This window comes from Aetokthonos hydrillicola CCALA 1050 (genome assembly GCF_017591665.1).
Lineage (GTDB): Bacteria > Cyanobacteriota > Cyanobacteriia > Cyanobacteriales > Nostocaceae > Aetokthonos > Aetokthonos hydrillicola.
Window position 1 is genome coordinate 25,971 of the sequence record NZ_JAAKGC010000028.1, and the last position, 17,636, is coordinate 43,606.

The 17,636-nt window shown below is 41.1% G+C and carries 13 protein-coding genes; 7 read left to right on the forward strand and 6 right to left on the reverse strand.

Annotated features, from left to right (window positions below; genetic code table 11):
* Positions 1–14: 14 nt before the first annotated feature.
* Entirely contained in the window at positions 15–1,856 is a 1,842-nt protein-coding gene (ftsH3, locus tag G4P69_RS16195; protein WP_208338402.1) for an ATP-dependent zinc metalloprotease FtsH, read from the forward strand.
* Between the two features lie 138 nt (positions 1,857–1,994).
* Here the strand turns inward: ftsH3 and G4P69_RS16200 are convergent, their stop codons facing one another.
* Together G4P69_RS16200 and G4P69_RS16205 are read right to left on the reverse strand one after the other, a co-directional pair.
* A complete protein-coding gene (locus tag G4P69_RS16200) occupies positions 1,995–3,266 on the reverse strand; it encodes a tetratricopeptide repeat protein (RefSeq protein WP_208338403.1) in 1,272 nt (423 codons plus the stop codon).
* Positions 3,267–3,298: 32 nt separating this feature from the next.
* The gene (locus G4P69_RS16205; RefSeq protein WP_208338404.1) at positions 3,299–4,315 is read right to left on the reverse strand and encodes an o-succinylbenzoate synthase; all 1,017 of its coding nucleotides are present in this window, start codon (positions 4,313–4,315) and stop codon (positions 3,299–3,301) included.
* A 77-nt stretch (positions 4,316–4,392) separates the two neighbouring features.
* On the opposite strand from G4P69_RS16205, the gene sfsA reads away from it, so the two are divergent.
* A complete protein-coding gene (sfsA, locus tag G4P69_RS16210; protein ID WP_208338547.1) occupies positions 4,393–5,130 on the forward strand; it encodes a DNA/RNA nuclease SfsA in 738 nt (245 codons plus the stop codon).
* Positions 5,131–5,401: 271 nt separating this feature from the next.
* Entirely contained in the window at positions 5,402–6,718 is a 1,317-nt protein-coding gene (locus G4P69_RS16215) for a 3-isopropylmalate dehydratase large subunit (protein WP_243902069.1), read from the forward strand.
* Positions 6,719–6,767: 49 nt separating this feature from the next.
* On the opposite strand, the gene G4P69_RS16220 is transcribed toward G4P69_RS16215, so the two are convergent.
* Positions 6,768–7,106 carry a type II toxin-antitoxin system PemK/MazF family toxin gene (locus tag G4P69_RS16220; RefSeq protein ID WP_208338406.1) on the reverse strand — a complete coding sequence of 113 codons (339 nt, stop codon included), beginning with the start codon at positions 7,104–7,106 and terminating at the stop codon, positions 6,768–6,770.
* Entirely contained in the window at positions 7,093–7,317 is a 225-nt protein-coding gene (locus G4P69_RS16225) for a ribbon-helix-helix domain-containing protein (protein ID WP_208338407.1), read from the reverse strand. Before G4P69_RS16225 ends, G4P69_RS16220 begins: the two co-directional genes overlap by 14 nt.
* A 129-nt stretch (positions 7,318–7,446) precedes the next feature.
* Between G4P69_RS16225 and G4P69_RS16230 the strand changes: the two genes are divergently transcribed.
* Complete coding sequence (locus tag G4P69_RS16230) at positions 7,447–7,932, forward strand: gluconokinase (RefSeq protein ID WP_208338408.1); 486 nt, start codon at positions 7,447–7,449, stop codon at positions 7,930–7,932.
* On the opposite strand, the gene G4P69_RS16235 is transcribed toward G4P69_RS16230, so the two are convergent.
* On the reverse strand, positions 7,929–10,406 hold the full coding sequence (locus G4P69_RS16235; protein WP_208338409.1) for a two-partner secretion domain-containing protein: 2,478 nt from the start codon (positions 10,404–10,406) through the stop codon (positions 7,929–7,931). The two genes, G4P69_RS16230 and G4P69_RS16235, sit on opposite strands and share 4 nt — an antisense overlap.
* A 113-nt stretch (positions 10,407–10,519) precedes the next feature.
* On the reverse strand, positions 10,520–10,660 hold the full coding sequence (locus G4P69_RS16240) for a hypothetical protein (RefSeq protein WP_208338410.1): 141 nt from the start codon (positions 10,658–10,660) through the stop codon (positions 10,520–10,522).
* Between the two features lie 36 nt (positions 10,661–10,696).
* Between G4P69_RS16240 and G4P69_RS16245 the strand changes: the two genes are divergently transcribed.
* The 3 genes from G4P69_RS16245 to G4P69_RS16255 all read left to right on the forward strand — a co-directional run bounded on the left by G4P69_RS16245 (position 10,697) and on the right by G4P69_RS16255 (position 17,529).
* A complete protein-coding gene (locus G4P69_RS16245) occupies positions 10,697–11,266 on the forward strand; it encodes a sigma-70 family RNA polymerase sigma factor (protein ID WP_208338411.1) in 570 nt (189 codons plus the stop codon).
* A 58-nt stretch (positions 11,267–11,324) separates the two neighbouring features.
* A complete protein-coding gene (locus G4P69_RS16250) occupies positions 11,325–11,930 on the forward strand; it encodes a cupin domain-containing protein (protein ID WP_208338412.1) in 606 nt (201 codons plus the stop codon).
* Positions 11,931–12,093: 163 nt separating this feature from the next.
* Positions 12,094–17,529 carry a trifunctional serine/threonine-protein kinase/ATP-binding protein/sensor histidine kinase gene (locus tag G4P69_RS16255; RefSeq protein ID WP_208338413.1) on the forward strand — a complete coding sequence of 1,812 codons (5,436 nt, stop codon included), beginning with the start codon at positions 12,094–12,096 and terminating at the stop codon, positions 17,527–17,529.
* Positions 17,530–17,636 lie beyond the last annotated feature (107 nt).

A 17,636-nucleotide genomic window follows, 5' to 3' on the forward strand; every position in this document is an offset into this window, starting at 1 on the left:
AGGATAGATCGGTAGTGAATAATAAACGATGGAGAAATGCGGGGCTGTATGCACTGCTGTTTATTGTTGTCATAGCGCTTGGTACAGCGTTTTTTGACAAACAACCACAAAGCAGAGAGTCCTGGCGGTACAGTCAGTTTATACAAAAAGTTCAAAATCGCGAAGTAGATAAAGTCAGTATTAGTGCAGATCGGTCTACAGCGCTCGTAACAGCTAGGGATGGTAGCAAAAAGCTAGTAACCTTAGTCAATGACCCCGACTTGATAAATACTCTGTCTTCTAAAGGTGTAGATATCAGTGTTTTGCCTCAAACTGATGATGGATTTTGGTTTAAGGCAGCAAGCAGCTTATTTTTCCCTATATTGCTTCTAGTTGGGCTATTCTTCTTACTGCGTCGTGCGCAAAATGGTCCTGGTAGCCAAGCGATGAACTTCGGTAAGTCGAAAGCTAGAGTACAAATGGAGCCACAAACCCAGGTAACATTTGGCGACGTTGCAGGAATCGACCAAGCTAAGTTGGAACTTAATGAAGTCGTAGATTTTCTGAAAAACGCCGATCGCTTCACTGCTGTTGGGGCAAAAATTCCTAAAGGTGTACTGTTAGTCGGTCCTCCTGGAACTGGTAAAACCCTACTAGCACGTGCTGTAGCAGGAGAAGCAGGTGTTCCATTCTTCTCTATCTCTGGTTCAGAGTTTGTGGAAATGTTCGTAGGTGTGGGTGCTTCCCGCGTCCGCGACTTATTCGAGCAAGCAAAAGCCAATGCACCTTGTATCGTCTTCATAGATGAAATTGATGCTGTAGGTCGCCAGAGAGGTGCAGGTTTAGGTGGTGGTAACGATGAGCGTGAACAAACCCTAAACCAGTTGCTTACAGAAATGGATGGCTTTGAAGGCAATACTGGTATCATTATCATTGCTGCGACGAACCGTCCTGACGTTCTCGATGCTGCATTGCTGCGTCCTGGTCGTTTTGACCGTCAAGTTGTCGTAGATCGCCCAGACTACGGTGGAAGAGTGGAAATTCTTAAAGTTCACGCCCGTGGCAAAACTTTAGGGAAAGATGTAGATTTAGAAAGGATTGCCCGTCGTACTCCTGGATTTACAGGTGCAGATCTTTCTAACCTGTTGAATGAAGCCGCAATTTTAGCAGCACGGCGGAATTTAACCGAAATCTCCATGGATGAAATCAATGATGCCATTGACCGCGTATTAGCTGGTCCAGAGAAGAAAGACCGCGTAATGAGCGAAAAGCGCAAAACCTTAGTAGCATATCATGAAGCAGGTCACGCTCTAGTAGGTGCATTGATGCCAGACTACGACCCTGTGCAAAAGATTAGCATTATTCCTCGTGGTCGTGCAGGTGGTTTAACTTGGTTTACGCCTAGTGAAGATCGGATGGATACCGGTTTGTTCAGCCGCTCTTATTTAGAAAATCAGATGGCGGTAGCTTTGGGTGGTCGTGTTGCTGAAGAATTAATCTTTGGTGAAGAAGAAGTCACCACTGGTGCTTCTAGTGATTTGCAACAAGTAGCTCGTACAGCCCGTCAAATGGTAACACGTTATGGGATGAGCGATCGCTTAGGTCCAGTTGCCCTTGGTCGTCAACAAGGTAATATGTTCCTGGGTCGCGATATCATGGCAGAACGTGACTTTTCTGAAGAAACTGCTGCTGCAATTGATGAAGAAGTCCGCAAGCTTGTAGACACAGCTTATGAAAGAGCTAAAGATGTATTGGTGAATAACCGCCACATTCTTGATCAACTTTCAGAAATACTAGTGGAAAAAGAAACAGTTGATGCTGAAGAGTTGCAAGAGCTACTCGCTAATAACGATGTAAAAATTGCGGCGCTCGCGTAATTTTTAGTAAAAATCCTCGCATTTTATAATGCGGGGATTTTTAGTACCCATTTGCCAAGAATCCCACGGCTATCAATCGTGGGATTGTCAATTTTGGCAACTAGTTGTCAAAGGGTTGCTAATTTTTTGGCGGCGCATTCAGTTTTCACGATCGCGCTCCAAGTCGTGAATAACCTTTTCTATATACCATTCCTCTGGCATTCCTGGATAGTAACTTTTTGCTTGTGTAATAAGTCGTTGAGCAATTTCCCAATGTCCACCAACTAGTCTCAGCAAACGCTGGCGTAACACGTTATAAGTTGCTTTGCTAGAATCGGAGTTAGTAAATTGAATTTTTTTGAGACTATCTAAGACTTGTTGGTAATTTTCCCAGTCTTCTTTTTCACAAAAAATACTTGCAGCATACTGATAATCTTCAACAGCACGTTGTATTTCTTCTATACAGGAATAAGCCATACCGCGATTGTAGTAAATTTGAGCCTCATCAGGATTAATTTGCAGTGCCTGGGTATAATCTTTAATTGCAGCGTGATAATTCCCCATGGCACGAAAGACATTTCCTCTAGCAATATACAGCAACACATCTTCTGGTTGCGTTTGGAGCGCACAGTTAAAATCTGCAAGTGCTCCTCGATAATCCCCTAATTGAAAACGCGCCTTTCCTCGATTACGATAGACAATGGCATCTTGAAAATTTAACAGTAGCGCTTGATTAAAGTCCGAGATCGCTTTTTGATAATTTCCCAGCTTGCAGTGCACAACCCCGCGACAGCAATAAGCTTGAGCATCTTGTGGATCAACCTTTAATGCCCAGTCTAAATCTTCCATTGCCTGTTGAACATTTCCCCTTTCTGCCTTTTCTAGTAACTGAGTGAAATATTCCTTTTCTGATATGATACGTGCAGGCTTGTAAGTCCATTGCTCAAGGACAACTGTTTTTTCTGTTGGTTGTAACTGCTTAATCTTGTCTAGACATTCCTGACAGTTCTCTTTATCTTTTTGCTCTAAGTATAATTCAGCAGCTTTCTTGAAGTTGGCGATCGCATCTTGAATGAATCCTTGCTTACGGCGTACTATCCCTTTTAAATTGTAAGCCGCTGCATAATTAGAATTGCGACGAATAGCTTGATCAACATCTTCCAATGCTCCTGGTAGATTTTTTAACCCCACCCTTGCTAAAGCTCTACAATAGTAAGCCTCGACACTTTGGGGATTTAGTTTCAAAGCTTCTGTATAATCAAAAACAGCCTTAAGAACTTCGCCGGAGTCGTAATAAGCCAATCCTCTTTGAAAATAAGCCTCAACAAAATAAGGATCCAACTCCAAAGCACGGGTAAAATCCTCAATAGCTCCAGTATAATCTTTTGTATTAGCTTTTTCTAATCCCCTATTGTAGAATTCATCATTCATAGCATTTATTGGAATGAACCAGTTACTTGATCTTAATCTTCCGTTGTAGTGAATGGCGTATTACGATCCTCATTATTAAGATCATCTTCCGCAAACCAATGAGCTACACCAAAACCAGCTGCACGATCATTTTTGGTAAGTTCAGCAGTAAGTTTTAGCCCAAAGCGTCTACCAATCGGCGTTTCAAATACAGTTGAAAAAACAGCGTCTATCTCGTGATTACCACAGAACTGACGTAAAAGCTTTGGAGAACCAAATATAGCTGGTTTAATCACAAAAATACCTCGCCAACCCCTTTGATAACATACTTGTAACTGCTGGAAGTTAGCGACTGATTCATCCAAAGCGAGCTTCGTTGAGTATTGTCTACTCAGATCAAGCATAGCATCAAATTCACTAACAGCTAGAGGCTGTTCCAGAAATTCTATACCATCGCACACTTTTAGCCATTCAACAGCTTCTATAAAGCTCAGTCCACCGTTAGCATCTAACCGCAGCTTTGCATCACTTGGCAATGCTTTTACCAACTCATAAAAAACTTCTAGCTCATCTGCAAGTGGTGCAATGCCAATTTTCCACTTAAAAGTACAATAACCTTGATTCCAAAGTGTTCTCCACTCATGCAAAGCCGCTTTGCCTGATGGTAGCAAACCACTGAAGCTAATTGATTCGAGTGGCTGCAATTTGCTGGTTTGAAGATAGGATATCATCTGATGTCCATATTCAACCCTGCTCCCTCTACCCAGAGGGTAGGTCACTTCTTCCCAAGCTGACTCTAAGCCAAACTGACAACAAGGTAAATGTGAGGGAACAGCAAACACATCATCTTTTGTTATTTCTAATGGTAATTGAGCGCAGAATTCAAGTGCTTGTTCCAAGCTTTCAGATCCAAACCATGTTAAAGGAGCAATCTCACCAAAACCCACACGACCTGTTTTGTCTGTTAACCGAATAATAATACCTTCCCTCACTTCCCATAAACCGTGACTGGTTGCAAGTGGTTGTTTAAACTTACGCTGATAAGGACGAAACTCAAAGCTGTATTTCATAATATAAAGGCAATGGGCATGGGGCAATGGGCAATGGGCAATGGGCAATGGGCATGGGGCATGGGGCAATGGGTAAGATGACTGACTATATTTACCGCTACCCATCCTTGTATTCTGGTATCTTGGTAAGACGGTACAAAAGGTTTTTTGCTGATGTTGAACTCACTTCAGGGGAAGTGGTAACAGCACACTGTCCGAATACAGGACCAATGACAGGGGTATCAACTCCTGGGAGTGCGGTGCAGTTATCTTTAAGTGATAATCCTACCCGGAAACTGCCTTATACACTGGAATTAATTCAAGTGCATGATAACGATCCAACTTGGGTAGGTATAAATACAGCTTTGCCTAATCGCATAATTAAGATAGCTTTGGAAAAACACCTTTTCCCAGAATTGGGTGATTATAGCCAAGTTCGGGGTGAGGTTCCTTATGGACAAGATAAAAAAAGTCGCGTAGATTTTTTGTTATCTCACGAATCTCCACTAACCGGAAATATTCACCATATTTATCTCGAAGTTAAAAATACCACGCTGGCGGAGGGGAAATTAGCTTTATTTCCCGACACAGAAACAACCCGTGGACAAAAACATATACGTGAACTAACAGCGCTGATCCCTGGAAGTCGTGCGGTGATGCTTTACTTCATTAATCGCGGTGATTGTACTGAGTTTGCTCCTGGTGATGCGTTTGATCCTATCTATGGTCAACTATTACGCTCTGCGATCGCGCTAGGTTTAGAAGTGTTACCCTGTCGTTTTGATGTTACCCCAGAAGGTATCCGTTATTTAGGTTTGGCACCATGCAAATTTTAACAACAAGAATTCAGGAGTCAGGAGCCAGGAGTCAGAATGATGAGTAGATGAGTAAAGGGGGTTTAAATCTCCATCATCTACAGGGGAGCATAGCATGACATGAATAAATTCACTATCAAAGGACAAGCACGTTGTCTGTCTATCTCCTGACTTCTGAATTCTGACTCCTGACTCCTTTTTTAAGAGATAACTTGTATAATATTTTGATGTGGTAAAAACAGGGTAGTTCACAAGCTTGTCTTGAAGAGAGAGGAACACTAGCACTATGGGTATGACCCTCACTGAAAAAATCTTGGCAAAAGCTTCTGGTCGGTCGGTAGTGACACCAGGAGAAAATATTTGGGTTGATGTTGATGTGCTAATGACACACGATGTCTGCGGACCAGGAACTATTGGGGTTTTCGAACGCGAGTTTGGAGCAGACGCGAAAGTTTGGGATCCAGACAAGATAGTGTTAATTCCTGACCATTATATTTTCACTGCTGATGAACGCGCTAACCGCAACGTAGATATTTTGCGGGATTTTGCTCAGCAACAAGGGATTAAATACTTTTACGACATTACCGATAGAAGCAACTTTAAAGCCAACCCAGATTATAAAGGCGTTTGCCACATCGCCCTAGCCCAAGAAGGTCACACCCGACCAGGAGAAGTTTTATTTGGTACAGACTCTCATACCTGTAATGCTGGTGCTTTCGGTGAATTTGCTACAGGGATAGGCAACACAGATGCTGGCTTTATTATGGGTACTGGTAAGCTTTTAATTAAAGTTCCTGCTACCATGCGCTTTGTGTTGGATGGTGAATTGCCTCCTTACTTGTTAGCAAAAGATTTGATTTTGCAAATTATTGGAGATATTGGTGTTGCAGGTGCAACTTACCGAACAATGGAATTTGCAGGAGAATCCATCCAACGCATGACGATGGAAGAACGGATGACTTTATGCAACATGGTTATTGAAGCAGGTGGTAAAAACGGCGTCATAGCACCTGATGAAACTACATTTGAATATCTGAGAACTCGTACCGATAAGCCATTTGAGGCAGTTTACACAGATCCTGATGCTAAATTTTATAGCGATCGCCACTACGATGTCTCTCAACTAGAGCCAGTAGTCGCCAAACCCCACTCTCCAGACAACCGCGCTTTAGCACGAGAATGCAGCGATGTCAAGATTGACAGGGTTTATATTGGTTCCTGCACTGGCGGTAAAACAACAGACTTTTTCAACGCCGCTCAAATTCTCAAAGGTCGTAAGGTAAAAGTTCCTACCTACTTAGTACCTGCTACGCAAAAAGTATACGAAGATCTGTTTAAACTTAAGTACGAAGGACAAACCCTCTCAGAAATCTTCCTAGAAGCAGGTTGCATAGAACCGGCAGCACCATCCTGCGCTGCTTGTCTCGGTGGTCCCAAAGACACCTTTGGAAGAGTCAATGAGCCAGAAGTTTGCGTCTCCACCACGAACCGCAACTTCCCCGGACGCATGGGAAATAAAGAAGCTGGTATTTATCTTGCTTCTCCCTACACCGCTGCTGCTTCTGCACTTACTGGTTATGTGACAGATCCTCGTGAGTTTCTGCAATAGAGTTTTATGTACCCACGTTTAGAAACGTGGGGCTCTTCTTTGCAAGATCTCACAGCAATCCTAAATGCAGCTTTACAGCAGCATCTACCAGTACCATCAACTCTTTGTTGAGACTACCTATTACTTCACTAGCAATTCGCTCTTTAGAAATAGTACGTATCTGCTGCGCTTGTACTTTAGATGGTTTGGGTAAACCACTATCTTCTGGACTAAGCAAAACCTCAAAAGGATAGACACGGTTTACATTTGATGTAAGAGGTAAAACCGTGACTGTGGTAGCGGCACGGTTATTAGCATCATTACTAATGATCAGCACTGGACGACGTTTATCTATTTCTGAACCCACAGTAGGGCTAAGATCTGCGTAGAAAATGTCACCACGCTTCATCGGCTAATCCATCCGCAACTGTTATATCCCAAGTGGAATCGATCTCAGCAGATGCTTGTCGATAAGATTCTTCTAATTCTCTATTCCTCAATAACTCCAATGCTTCTTCAATGACTTGGGATCGAGACTTGCATCCCCTGTTCTGCTTATAATTTTCAATAAACTCTACCAAAAATACTGGTAAAGAGATGGATATCTTTTCGACGTTCATTTTGCTACCATTTAGTAGTAATTATTTTCCTACTAATATATTAGACCCGTTTATCGCATAAAATTGTTGTGTTTCTTCAGTTTCTCTGAAATGCGCTAATATGTCTTTGCACCTTGGCGCTATGTACTCATGATTATTCTTGTAATAGGCGTTTCTGGTTCTGGCAAATCCACCATTGGTAAACAGTTAGCAGACTCGCTACACTGGGAATTTAGTGACGCTGACTCATTTCATTCCCAAGAGAATATTGAGAAAATGCGAAATGGTATTCCCTTGACTGATGCTGATAGAATGCCTTGGTTACAGGATTTGCAAGCAGCAATCAAACAATGGTTACAAGAAAATAAAAATGTCGTGCTGGCTTGTTCAGCGCTGAAAGCCAGCTATCGCCAGATGCTTGTATTGGATAAAGAACGAATTAAAATAGTTTACCTTAAAGGATCTTTTCAAGAAATTGAACAACGGTTGCGATCTCGTCGCCATCACTATATGTCGGCAGAACTTCTTCAAAGCCAGTTTGACATTTTAGAAGAACCAACTGATGCAATTAAGGTAGATATTTCCGACACTCCAGAACACATTGTGCAGCATATTAGGGTGAGCTTAGAGATTTAATTAACTTTGGGAAGTGCTGCACAAGTTAACTGCGGCTGAATATTTACCGGAAATGGATCTGCAATTAACTCAATTTTGCCATCGGCACGACGATGCCAGGAAGTAGCTTGGACAAGAGTTTCTGGAAATTGAGGGATTTGGGTAGTGGTACTGCCTGTTTTATGGTGTGAAGTTAGATCGCGAATATCAGACCACGGACGATCTGCCAACGGCAGCAGCGCTTCTCTATCTTTGCTCACTTCCTGTGTGGGATTTTGCGGTATTCCCCCCCGCCCTGTGGCAACAAAACTACTGGCATTTATATGACTTCTATTGGCTGAACAGCCTTGAGCAATTAGCGTACTCACATCAACTAGCTGTGTTGCAAGTTTGGCTAACCCATAAGTAGGGTCAGTATTTGCCTGCGTTTTGATTTCCACCTTGCCCGATAGGCTTGGATTTCCACCTATTTCAGCGTCACCACCAATAGCAGTAATTTTACTATCATTTGAGATAAGTAATCCCTCTGTGTTGATAATCACGTTCCCACCGAAGCTGTTTCTCGCATTAGAAGTGATAAAGCTGTTATCTATTAATACTAAATTGTCACTTTGAATACTTACGCTGCCACCGCGAAATTGACTAGCATCAATAGCACTAGTAACTATCTGACCACTGTTTCGTAGCAATAAAATCGCTGCTTTGATATCAATACTACCTCCCGATGTTCTAGGAGAGCCAGTTGTTATAGAACCATTGTTCAGCAACAATTTTCCCGTGTTGATGATAATATTTCCTGGATTTCCGTTTCCTTCTGAAGAAGCAACCAATCGAGCATGATTGCTTATCGATAACACTTTGCTGTCGATTGTAATAGTTCCGGCATTACCCATTGCTATATCACCAGCGAATTGAGCAAATATATCACTGCCTTTTCCACTAAAGGTTACACTATCACTAGCTTTGATAGTTACGTTGCCTGCATTGCCTTGTCCAAAGGTCAAAGTATCCAATTGCCCAATATTATAGACTTGAATATCTAGAGGTACACCAGTTACAGTCACAGATTTTGCTGTAATATTGATATCTCCAGCCCTACCTATCGCTCCTGCTCCTAACCTACTGAATATAAAACCACCATCAAACGTAACCGCACCCTGAGCATTAATGTTTACACTACCTGCATTTCCTTGTGTTCCAGGATACACATCGGTTGCCAGAAATGCCTCGTTAGTCACCAATAATGAGCCAGTATTGATATTGATATCACCACCCTTCCCCACACTTCCAGCCATTAAGCTAGTTACTTGACTGTTGTCAAGAAAGACGCTACCACGAACATTGATATTCACTTTACCTCCATTGCCTTGCCCAGCTGCAGTAGCATCTAATGTTGAGTTATCACTTAAAGACAATGAGCCAGCTGTTACGTTAATATTCCCGCTATTACCATCGGAGTTAGCAACGTTTTCAATTCTGCTTCCTTTGATGGTGATATTTCCTGTTCCATTAAGTGTAATATCTCCTGCTTGGTTGCCAACCGCTCCCAAATTGCTTGTTATTCCACTACTCAGAAGGCTAGCTCCAGAAATATCTATGTTGTGTGCATTGATTGAAATACTACCACTACTACTATCAAGCACGTTCACACCAGATTTGTTAACTACCGAAACATCAGATGGTATGACACCCGTGGGAAAAACGAAACTGCCATTCTCTTGAAAGATGACTGTCCCGGCTTCACTTAAACCTCCCAATTGAACATGACCCCCTGGAGCTTGTAATAACCCACCATCTAACTGGACATTACCCCCTATTAGCGCCAACGTTTTTCCTGGCTTGACTTCCAAACCTACAAAGTTATCAAAGCTACTAGTTGTACCATTCAATCCTAAAGATTGACCTTGTCCTTTCACAACAATGTTGCCTGGGTTATATCCAAATTGTAAACCAATCGGAACATTTACAGTTAGCAGTGGTGTGGTTTGAGGAGTCGTTGCACTAAACTGAGTTCCATCAGAAAATACAAAACTATTAGCTGTACTTGCAAGAAATGAACCCCCTATATTCAAAGAGGCATTAGGACCAAACAGAATTCCATTGGGATTGAGCAAAAACAGGTTAGCTGCCCCGTTTGCTCTGAGTATACCATCAATCTCTGAGGCAAATCCTCCTGTTACACGGCTGAAGATGTTGGTAATGGTAGGACTATTATTGAAGTATGCTGTGTTGCCACCAGGAACAGAAAACGTTGTAAAACTGTGGAATAAATTATTTCCACGCTGAGTACCCCCCTCAATTAGGCTTGTTGTGCCTTGGATAGAGACTTTGGAATTATTGCTTAAGGTGTTATCTGGTTTGATTTGGGCTAGGGCATAGTCTTCAAAAGAATTAATTGCGATCGCTAAAAAGATAAGGCAGGTTAATTTCCTACCCCATATCTTTGAGCTTTTCTTTTTTATGTCCCTTGTAGACACTACTCGTAAATTAGGCATTAGCTTTTTTGAATACATTCAAGACGGTATTTTTCACGCATGATGTTTGGACGCGCGACTCCTGTCACAAAAATATAATTCCCAATTTAGGCTCTCTTATTACACCAGATGCTTTATTGAAATTCAGCGACAAATGATTCGGTGATGGATGTAAAGAAATGTAAATTAACTGTAGCGTGTACTCTTGCTAAGCCGTAACGCACCTTGAATGTATCGCATTGTGCTGGGTTGTTAATTTTCCACCATATTTTCATTATACTTCCTAGTGAAGGAAATTATTTAAACCTTAAATGGATGCCCCACCTGTAGCAGATGATGTCTTACTCATCAACAGAATCACTAAACGTGACCAAAGTGCTTTATCTCAATTGTACGATCGCTACGCTAGGGTAATTTATTCTATGGCGTTTAAAAGCCTACAGTCTGTCGAAGAAAGTGAAGAAGTCGTTCTAGATGTTTTTGCGCAGGTGTGGCGGATTGCTGAACGCTACGATCCTACAAAGGCTAGAGTCGATGCTTGGTTGTTTGTACTAACTCGCAGCCGAATTTTGGATCGACTCCGGAAACTCCAGCGAAATTTACCATCTTCTCCAGTTTTAACTGAGCTTTGTGAAATCCAAATCCCAGATCAGAGCGTAGATCTAATTGAAGATATTCAAATTAGGGAACGTCGCGATCGCGTTTTATCAGCATTGAAACTTTTACCGAATGAACAACGTTTAGTCATTGAGTTAGCTTACTATCAAGGTTTAACACATACTGAGATTTCCGCTCGAACTGGTATTTCCTTGGGTACTGTCAAGACGAGAATTAGGTTAGGCTTGAGAAAGTTGAAGCTGGCTGTTGACGTTGAAGATTAAATATTTGTGTAAGTCAATTTTTTTATAATTTTTGATTAAAGGCTAAATAATCCCAAGCATGAATACCGAAAATTACTGTTTCTGTGAACTAGCTCCACTTTATGTGCTGGATTTACTAAGTGAGGCAGAAAAAAGTTGGGTTGAACAACAGTTAGCAGAATCTCCAGAATTAGCCGAAGAATTAGCTGAGTACGAGATAGCAGCAACAGCAATTCCCTACAGTGCGCCCATTGTACCAATGGCTACAAATTTGAAAGCTCAGTTGTTTGCCAATTTGGAACTCGAAGAGTTAAAGTCTCCAATCAAACAGAACGTATTACCAGAAAGCATTGTAGAACCGAAGATCGCAGTACGTTACCAAGATATTCAATGGCAACCCCACACTGTCTCTGGTGTAGAAATCAGCATTTTTCATACTGATTTAATTAAGCGGGAGATTGTGGGAGTGCTACGCGCAGAGCCAGGAGCCCACTATCCCCTACATCGTCATGCAGCAAGCGAGGAAATATATATGTTAGAAGGCGATTTGGTAGTAGGGGATGAAGTTTATGGTGCTTTTGATTATATTCGTTCAGAGCCAGGTTCATCTCACGCACCTTACACAACAGGAGGTTGCATGTTCTTTTTCCGTACATCTATGGACGACGAATATCTTGAGTGGTAAACAAATAATTCTCTCTAGAACGCTTCCTACACAGGATCTTCCTCAAGCCAATATCAAGTCGATAACCACTCAAACAAGCAGAAAACAATATATCTTTAACCACCACGCATAAAATTTGGGAATAATAAGCCCACAAACTTTCAAGAGATAGTGTATTGGTAAGATGAATTCAGTAATTATTGCCGGATATCACCTAAGCGAACAACTCTACAACGGTTATAGAAACCTAGTCTATCGGGGGGTTAGGAAGGCTGACTCATTACCTGTAGTCATTAAAGTACTGAAAAATCCTTATCCTAGTTTTAGTGAACTAGTACAATTTCGCAATCAATACACCATTGCTAAAAATCTCAACCACCCTGGAATTATCCAAACCTATAGCTTGGAACCCTATCGAAATGGGTATACGCTAGTGATGGAGGACTTCGGGGGAATTTCTCTCAAGGATTACTTAACCAACAATAATAACACAGAGTCTCTAGATGAATTTTTACAAATTGCGATCGATCTTACTACTACATTAGATTATCTAATACGTTATGGAATTATCCACAAGGATATTAAACCTGCCAATATTTTAATTAACCCTAAAACTAAACAAGTCAAATTAATCGACTTTAGTATAGCATCATTACTGCCACGGGAAACACAAACTTTAATCAGTCCTAATACATTAGAAGGAACACTTGCGTATATTTCGCCAGAACAAACGGGAAGGATAAATCGGGGGATTGACTACCGCACAGATTTTTATTCCTTGGGTGTTACTTTTTATGAATTACTGACAAAACAATTACCATTTCAGTCAGAAGATGCCATGGAATTGGTACATTACCATATTGCCAAAACTGCACCATCAGTCCATGAAATAAATTCAAATATTCCCTATGTTCTCTCAGAAATAGTTAGCAAGTTGATGGCAAAGAATGCATCAGATCGCTATCAGAGTGCATTAGGTTTAAAGTATGATTTAGAAAAATGCTGGGAGCAATTAAAGCAAACGGGCTCGATAGAGAGTTTTCCAATTGCAAAATGGGATGTGTGCGCTCGGTTTGTTATTCCAGAAAAGTTATACGGTAGAGAAGAAGAAGCCAACCAATTATTAGCAGCTTTTGAGAGGGTTGCACAAGGAAACAGTGAATTAATGTTAGTCACTGGTTTTTCGGGTATAGGAAAAACAGCAGTAGTCAATGAAGTACACAAGCCAATTGTGAGGCAACGGGGTTATTTTATCAAAGGTAAATATGACCAATTTAATCGCAATATACCTTTTTCTGCCTTTCTACAAGCCTTCCGCGATTTAATGGGGCAACTACTAACTGAAGACGATACCAAGTTGCAGCAGTGGCAGGATAAAATTATCAAAGCATTGGGTGAAAATGCTCAAGTACTTATTCAGGTTATCCCAGAATTAGAAAGAATTATTGGCTCCCAACCCCCTGCTACTGAACTATCTGGGATGGCGGCGCAAAACCGATTTAATCTGTTGTTCCAGAAATTTATTCAACTATTCACTAATAAAGAACATCCCTTAGTCATATTTTTAGATGACTTGCAGTGGGCGGATTCAGCATCACTTAAACTGATGCAATTGTTAATGGATGAATCCGACAAAGGTTATTTGTTCCTGATAGGGGCGTACCGAGATCATGAAGTTTTCCCAGGACATCCCCTGATACTGACATTAGATGAGATAGCTCATACAGGAGTGAAGATAAATAATATCACACTCAGTCCATTATCAACTGAAAGTGTCAATCAATTAGTAGCAGATACCCTCAACTGTCAACTAGAACGAGCACAACCCTTAACGCAACTGGTGTATCAAAAAACAAAAGGCAATCCTTTCTTTACCACTCAGTTTCTGGTGGCACTGCATGAAGATAATTATATTCAATTTAATTTTCCAACGGGGCATTGGCAGTGTGATATTGCGCAAATCAAGCAACTAGCATTCACAGATGACGTAGTAGAGTTCATGGCGCAACAGTTAGGGAAACTGGGTACAGCAACTCAGTACGTACTGAAACTGGCGGCATGTATTGGGAATCAGTTTGATTTAGCAACTTTAGCAATTGTTAGTGAACAATCCCAAACCGAAACAGCCACCGCGTTGTGGAAAGCTTTACAATTCGGCTTGATTTTACCAATCAATGAAGTTTATAAGTTTTATGTAGGGCAAGAAAATCAAGCTATAGATGAGCAAATTGCACATACTGTAGGATATAAATTCCTCCATGACAGAGTTCAACAAGCAGCTTATTCTTTAATTCCAGAAGAGCAAAAACAGGCGACTCATGTCAAAATAGGTCGCTTGCTGTGGCAAAATATTCCTGAAGGTGAACTAGAGAATCAGATTTTCGCGATCGTCAATCAGCTAAATATCGGGCTCGAACAATTCGATCAGCTAAAAGAACGCTATGAACTCTCACAATTAAATCTGATAGCGGGGAAAAAGGCGAAAGCGTCAACAGCATACAGTTCTGCACTTGCTTACCTAAAAATTGCTAGAGAGCTACTACCATTAAACCCTTGGCAATCTGATTACGATCAAACCTTAAATTTGTACAGCCAAGCAACCGAAGTGAGTTACCTGTGCGGCGAGATGGGCGCAATGGAGAGTTTTGCCCTGGAGATTTTACAACATGCAAAAGCCATAACTGATACAGCCAAAGTGTATGAGGTAAAAATTGAGGCTTACACAGTCCAAGGAAAGTTACTGGAAGCTATTGATACAGCCATGCAATTTTTGGAGCGGATTGGTATTGAGTTTCCAAAAGAACCAACCGATGAGGACTTTGTTTTGGCTTTGCAGGAAACTCAAGCTGCCTTAAGTGGCAAAATAGTTGCTGAATTGGTTGATTTACCAGAGATGCAGAATTTAGAATTACGTGCAGCTTTGGGCGTTTTAGTTAAATTAGATGTACCTGCTTATCTGGCAAAACCTGAACTTCATCGGCTGGTGATCCTCAAGAGAGTTACTCTTTGTGTAAAATACGGAAATTCTTCTGCTTCTGCGTTTGCTTACTCAGCGTATGGACTCATGCTTTGTGGTCAGGTAGAAACTATACCAATAGGCTACGAATTTGGTCAGTTAGCGCTGCAACTGCTCCGTAAGTTTCCAGATCAGGAACACGAAGCAAGAACCCTTTTTATGGTTGATTGTTTTATCACACACTGGAAAGAGCATTTAACATCAACACTCAAGCCATTACTAACAGCTTATACTAGTGCGTTGGATAGTGGGAACTTGGCGTATGCTGGTTATGCTACCCATATTCATTGCTTCCATGCTTACATCGCTAGTGAAGAATTAACCCAACTAGCTAATAAATTAGCAACTTATGGAGCAGTAATAGAAAAAATCAATCAAAAAAACGCTCTTAATTACAACAATATTTACCACCAAGTGGTCTTGAATTTAATCGATTCTAAAACTAATCCTTGGGAATTAGTTGGCGCAGCCTACGATGAAAGGTTGATGCTGGCTTTACATGAGCAAACTAATGATAGTACTGGCTTATGGCATTTTTATGTAAATAAATTAATCCTTTGTTATCTCTTTCAAGAACTCGATTTAGCAATAGAATATACTGCCAAAGCAAAACAATATTCCCGTTCAGGATATGCTACAGCAATTGTTCCACTATTGAACTTTTATGATTCACTGCTCCTACTAGCTTTATTTCCTAAATCCTCAGATGCACAACAACAGAAGATTTTACAACAGGTAGCAGAAAATCAGAAGATTATGCAACAGTGGGCAAATTTTGCACATGTGAATCATTTGCATCGATTCCAGTTAGTCGAGGCTGAAAAGTATCGGGTTTTGGGACAAAAAACAACAGCTATCGAATTTTATGACCAAGCCATTGATCAAGCCAAAGAAAATGGCTACGTCCAAGAAGCAGCACTGGGTAATGAACTAGCTGCCAAATTCTGCCTTGAATGGGGTAAAGAAAGAGTTGCCCAGGGATATATAGAACAAGCATACTACTGCTATGCTCGTTGGGGAGCCAAAACCAAAGTAGAAGACTTACAACAACGCTATCCAGAACTTCTTCAGATCATTGTTCAACAGAAAACCCTCAAAAGTAACCCTTACGAAACACTGGGTAATTCTCTGACAACCACTACCTCTAATCACACCTCAACCTATATCTCAAGTTCGTCGAATAGCAGCATCAATTCGGTATTAGACTTTGCATCTGTCTTGAAAGCTTCTCAAGCAATCTCTACTGCAATAGAGTTAGATGAACTAATCCAGAAGCTAATTCAGATTATTCTCGAAAATTCTGGCGCTGATCGCTGTGTGTTAATTCTCTTTCAAGATGGCTTATGGCAAGTGCGGGCAATTACTACCTTAGAAGGCACTATTTTACAAACTGTGCCGCTAGATAATCATCCTGACGTTCCAATTCCACTCATCCAGTATGTGAAAAACACTCTAGAAACAGTTGTAATTGATGATCTCAAAGCGAATCTGCCTAATTTGATTGGGGAATATATGCTCCAGCATCAACCCAAGAGTATTTTGTGTATGCCAATTCGCAATCAAGGGCAGTTACTAGGGATTTTGTACTTAGAAAATCGAGTAACAACGGGTGCATTTATGGGCGATAGCAAAGCGCAACCAGCAAAGAGGAATTCCCTAGATATGCTACAGTTATTAACTGCGCAAGCGGCTATTTCTCTAGAAAATGCGCTACTCTACAAGACTCTAGAGGACAAAGTAGAACAGCGCACCCAAGAACTTCACAAGAAAAATCTAGAATTATCTGATACTCTCAACCAATTGCAACACACCCAAGCCCAATTGATTCACGCTGAAAAAATGTCAAGTTTAGGACAAATGGTTGCTGGGATTGCCCATGAAATTAACAACCCAATTACCTTCATTTACGGTAATATTACCTGTCTCAGAGAATATTTTCAAGAATTGCTAGACGGTATAACTCTCTATCAGCGGCAATACCCGCAACCAACTACCGAAATTGAAGCTTATTTGAAGTCTACGGATTTAGATTACCTGCGCAAGGACTTACCAAAGGTGTTGGATTCAATCAAACAGGGTAGTCAAAGGATTCAGGATATTGTCTTATCTCTGCGGAATTTTGCTCGCCTCGATGAGGCAGATATCAAACCCGTGAATATCCATGAGGGTATTGAGAATACACTGTTAATTTTGCAACATCAACTGAGCGGAATTGACATCATTAGAGACTATGCTGAGCTTCCACAAGTGAATTGTCATGCCAAACAAATAAATCAGGTCATCATGAATATCTTGAATAATGCTATTGATGCTTTAAATGAAGCAAAAATCACAACTCCTATCATTAGAATTCGTACTGAACTAAAGAATTCTCTAACTAATAATGTGAGCATTCGAATTGCCGATAATGGGACTGGAATTTCTGAGGAAGTCCAGAAACGGGCATTTGACCCATTCTTCACAACAAAACCCGTCGGGAAGGGAAAGGGATTAGGACTAGCAGTGGCTTACTCTGTTATTGCAAGTCATGGCGGACAAATTAACATTACTTCTAAATTAGGGCAAGGGTCGGAATTTCAAATTATCCTACCTATTCTAGGATGAAGGTAAAGCAGTTCTGGCCCTGATCAATACAGGTCATGAACCGAGTGGTCCCAACAACCAGTAACCGGGAGAATCGGGAGAGTCGTCGAAGTAATACTAGATGGTTG

Coding starts and splice junctions, on each gene's coding strand:
- G4P69_RS16200 (WP_208338403.1), bottom strand. CDS start 3,266: ATGAATGATGAATTCTACAATAGGGGATTAGAAAAAGCTAATACAAAA.
- G4P69_RS16205 (WP_208338404.1), bottom strand. CDS start 4,315: ATGAAATACAGCTTTGAGTTTCGTCCTTATCAGCGTAAGTTTAAACAA.
- sfsA (WP_208338547.1), top strand. CDS start 4,393: ATGACTGACTATATTTACCGCTACCCATCCTTGTATTCTGGTATCTTG.
- G4P69_RS16215 (WP_243902069.1), top strand. CDS start 5,402: ATGACCCTCACTGAAAAAATCTTGGCAAAAGCTTCTGGTCGGTCGGTA.
- G4P69_RS16220 (WP_208338406.1), bottom strand. CDS start 7,106: ATGAAGCGTGGTGACATTTTCTACGCAGATCTTAGCCCTACTGTGGGT.
- G4P69_RS16225 (WP_208338407.1), bottom strand. CDS start 7,317: ATGAACGTCGAAAAGATATCCATCTCTTTACCAGTATTTTTGGTAGAG.
- G4P69_RS16230 (WP_208338408.1), top strand. CDS start 7,447: ATGATTATTCTTGTAATAGGCGTTTCTGGTTCTGGCAAATCCACCATT.
- G4P69_RS16235 (WP_208338409.1), bottom strand. CDS start 10,406: ATGCCTAATTTACGAGTAGTGTCTACAAGGGACATAAAAAAGAAAAGC.
- G4P69_RS16240 (WP_208338410.1), bottom strand. CDS start 10,660: ATGAAAATATGGTGGAAAATTAACAACCCAGCACAATGCGATACATTC.
- G4P69_RS16245 (WP_208338411.1), top strand. CDS start 10,697: ATGGATGCCCCACCTGTAGCAGATGATGTCTTACTCATCAACAGAATC.
- G4P69_RS16250 (WP_208338412.1), top strand. CDS start 11,325: ATGAATACCGAAAATTACTGTTTCTGTGAACTAGCTCCACTTTATGTG.
- G4P69_RS16255 (WP_208338413.1), top strand. CDS start 12,094: ATGAATTCAGTAATTATTGCCGGATATCACCTAAGCGAACAACTCTAC.